This is a genomic window from Tepidanaerobacter sp. GT38, from assembly GCF_021991635.1.
GTDB lineage: Bacteria > Bacillota > Thermosediminibacteria > Thermosediminibacterales > Tepidanaerobacteraceae > DTU063.
The window spans coordinates 1-3,309 of the sequence record NZ_JAFFJA010000138.1; the positions used below are offsets into that span (position 1 = coordinate 1).

General features: G+C 34.7%; 4 protein-coding genes and 1 pseudogene. 1 reads left to right on the forward strand and 4 read right to left on the reverse strand.

Annotated features, from left to right (window positions below; genetic code table 11):
* Positions 1 to 104 precede the first annotated feature (104 nt).
* Complete coding sequence (gene speE / locus JT739_RS12500) at positions 105 to 968, forward strand: polyamine aminopropyltransferase (protein ID WP_370642685.1); 864 nt, start codon at positions 105 to 107, stop codon at positions 966 to 968.
* Between the two features lie 64 nt (positions 969 to 1,032).
* Here the strand turns inward: speE and JT739_RS12505 are convergent, their stop codons facing one another.
* The 4 genes and pseudogenes from JT739_RS12505 to JT739_RS12520 form a co-directional block, all read right to left on the reverse strand.
* Positions 1,033 to 1,602 (reverse strand): biotin transporter BioY, encoded by a 570-nt coding sequence (locus JT739_RS12505; protein ID WP_237661455.1) that lies wholly within the window; start codon positions 1,600 to 1,602, stop codon positions 1,033 to 1,035.
* 118 nt (positions 1,603 to 1,720) lie between these two features.
* Entirely contained in the window at positions 1,721 to 2,545 is an 825-nt protein-coding gene (locus JT739_RS12510) for a nitrilase-related carbon-nitrogen hydrolase (protein ID WP_237661456.1), read from the reverse strand.
* A gap of 179 nt (positions 2,546 to 2,724) precedes the next feature.
* Positions 2,725 to 2,952: pseudogene (locus tag JT739_RS12515) on the reverse strand (aspartate/glutamate racemase family protein); the annotation flags it as partial.
* Between the two features lie 171 nt (positions 2,953 to 3,123).
* Positions 3,124 to 3,309, reverse strand: a 186-nt coding sequence (locus JT739_RS12520; protein WP_237661458.1) for a type II toxin-antitoxin system PemK/MazF family toxin, incomplete at its 5' end; no start/stop codon positions are given.

Sequence of the window (3,309 nt, forward strand, 5' to 3'; positions counted from 1 at the left end):
TTGATTTGGTGTTTTGTGGTGAAACTATTGTACCAGAAAGGCTGACGGGTCCTCAACTTTCATTTAACTTTACAATACGGAAAAAATACAAAGGAGGTTTTTCTATGATGAAAATGGAAAAATATTTGCAACAAGTAGGTGATGAAATATGGTTCACCGAAATCGATCGCGACAACCTTAAAATCAACTATCGAATCAAAGAAGTAGTTTACTCTGAAACCTCCCCATTTCAACATATCATGATACTTGACTCCTATGACTTTGGTCCAATGCTGGTACTAGATGGTGCCATTCAAAGCACTGCACTGGACGGATATATATATAATGAGATGATTACACATATACCTCTCAATATTCATCCAAATCCAAAGAATGTCCTTATAATCGGCGGCGGAGACTGTGGGGCAGCCAGGGAAGTTGCGAAATATCCCGGCATTCAAAGAATTGATATGGTGGAAATCGATGAAATGGTCGTTAAAGCATCTAAAAAATACCTCAAAGAAGTTTCCGGCGATCTATCTGACCCCAGGGTAAATTTTATTTTTAAAGATGGCACAGCTTTTGTAAAGGAAAAAAGAGATTACCTTTATGATGTAATTATAGTGGATTCTTCAGATCCTGTAGGGCCGGCAGTGAAGCTTTTTGAACTTGAGTTTTATAAAGATTTATATAACAATTTACACGAAGACGGCTTAATGGTTTGCCAGAGTGAATCTCCCTTTTTCTATCCTGAGATGATGGTAAATATACAGAAGCGCTTAAAGAGTATATTTCCTGTAGTTAAATTATACATGGCAACTGTGCCCACCTACCCGGGAGGATTTTGGTCATTTACACTGGGCTCAAAAAAATATAGAGAGCCAAATCCAGAGGCCTTTGATAAGGATACTAAATATGTAAATAAAGGAATTATAAAGAGCTGCTTTCAGCTCCCAAATTTCGTAAAAGACCTGTTAATCACAGATTAACTGAAAAATTTGGCACTGATAAAGTTTTATATTTATCAGTGCCAAATCGTTTTCTTATCTACTTTTAACTGCTAATTTCACCGGCTAATCCCAGTTTCTTAAGTAATGGCACAATAGCAGCCGCAGTAACCGCTATAAGCAAACTATAAATTAAATCCGTTAAGATAAAAGGAAACATACCAGTAATTATGGCGGCTTTTACAGACATGGTCTTGCCCAAATAGTAATTCATGATAATGTATAAGTGCACAACACCGCAAAAATACACAGCGCACATACCTGCAACAATTGAACTAAATAGACTCATCACCGTAACTTTTGCAAGCCTTTCAGTAAGTTTTCCTATAATATACGAACACAGCACAAAACCTATTATATAGCCGAAAGTAGGTTGGAAAATATATGTTATACCCCCGCCATTAGTAAAAATGGGAAAACCCATCAGCCCAATGCTCAAATACAACAGCTGAGAATAAAAGCCTCTTTTTGCCCCCAGTAAAATCCCCGAATAGGCGCAAAATAAATACTGCAAGGTAAAGGGAACAACAGGAGTAGGTATTTTGATAAATGCCCCAACAGCTGTTAGTGCCGCAAATAAGCTTATCAAAATCATGTCTCTTGTCTTAAAAGCCATATGTAAAACTCCTATCATTATAATGTCCCCTTTATTTTACCAAGATATCACAGGTATTGTCAACCTATTTATATGTCAAGGTTTACATTGAGCGCTTTGTGTTCAATTTTTCGTATCGCTATTGATATTTGCATATTTCCTTATACAGTTCCGGTCTCCTATAATTCATGTAATATCTAAATTTCATGCTGCTTTCTTCTTTTCTAATGCAATTGATTAACTCCGGATCCAATTCTACAAATAAAATACTCTCTTCCCCATTAAAATCTTCTCCGATTGAGTTTCCCTTAGGATCTAAGACCAACAGTCCTCCGCCAAATGTTGCCCCTTTACCGTTTGTCCCTATTAAATTACAGGCTGCTATGAAAACCGTATTATCATATGCTCTTGCAGCTAAATATTTTAACCAGATTCCCTTCTCTCCTGTTTTTACAGGGGAAGCAAAGGGTGTAAATATTATAGTTGCACCCTTCAATGCTAAAACTCTAGATATTTCAGGGAAGTGAGTTTCCCAGCACATTTGAATACCAATAGATGATGTAGGGGTTTTGAAAACCGGTAATTCATTGCCGCTTGAAAAATGTTCTATTTCACTTTTCCCTAAATGACTTTTCCTATAAAAGTCAATTTTGCCATCGGGTGTGATTATAAGATGGGTAATATAGGGTTTATCTGTAGAATTTCCCTCTATAAACCCAACCAGTATAGTAATAGAATAATCCATAGCCCATGCAGTAAGTATCTTACGCAACTTAGATACTTCTTCGTCTTTTGCACAATCAACCTGTTTACTATAACCATCTATGGAAGCTTCTGGAAAGCAAATTATATCTACTTTGTTTTTGTATGCTTCTTTTATGTAATGCTCTATTTTCTTTAAATTACGCTGTCTCTCTCCAACTAAAGATTCCATTTGTACCAATGCTATTTTTGTCTTTTTCATTATTGAACCTACCTTCTTGTAAAAATACCCTGATGTAAAGAAATCAGGGTTTTATCAGAATTATACGTTTAATTTTTTATTAGCAAACCATGATTTCAAATAGACACACTACATCAGAGCATATTCCACTGCAGAAACAGCATGGATTGTTGTAGTATCAAAAATGGGCACTTTAACGCTGCACCAGCTATTTTTAGAATATCCGCAATATTTACCATAATATCAGTCAACTCATTCCATTTATTCTGGTGTTGTAATAATTCAATTTCATTAAAATCTACTGAATACATCAAGCATTTTGCAGAATGAAGTCCTCCCAGTTTTGATATAACAGTTTCATTAATTATTCTATAATACTCCAGTGATGATTCCCAGCTCATTCCACCTATTAACCCAATTGTTTTCAAAAATGATTCCCCTTTCATTATTTTATGCTTATAAGTATTTACCTATTTAGCTCCATATAATAGTCCCTCAAAGATTATTTTACAATCCATATTTTCATCCTACTTGTGATAAGTCTCGCCATTGTTTACAGAATACATGACTATAAAAATAACAGGAATGTTATCCTGTTATTAGATGAGTTCTCTTAACTTTTCTTTTACATTGTTTATAATTTCAGGCTTAACTGCTCCAAACTTTTTAATAACAATACTCTGTGAAAGTGTATATATTTTATCAACTCTTATACAAGAATTAACATGCAAATTTCCTTCTTGCATATCCTTATTTGAAATGAGAAGGTTAATTGTAAAATTAAA

Coding starts and splice junctions, on each gene's coding strand:
- JT739_RS12510 (WP_237661456.1), bottom strand. CDS start 2,545: ATGAAAAAGACAAAAATAGCATTGGTACAAATGGAATCTTTAGTTGGA.
- JT739_RS12505 (WP_237661455.1), bottom strand. CDS start 1,602: ATGGCTTTTAAGACAAGAGACATGATTTTGATAAGCTTATTTGCGGCA.
- speE (WP_370642685.1), top strand. CDS start 105: ATGATGAAAATGGAAAAATATTTGCAACAAGTAGGTGATGAAATATGG.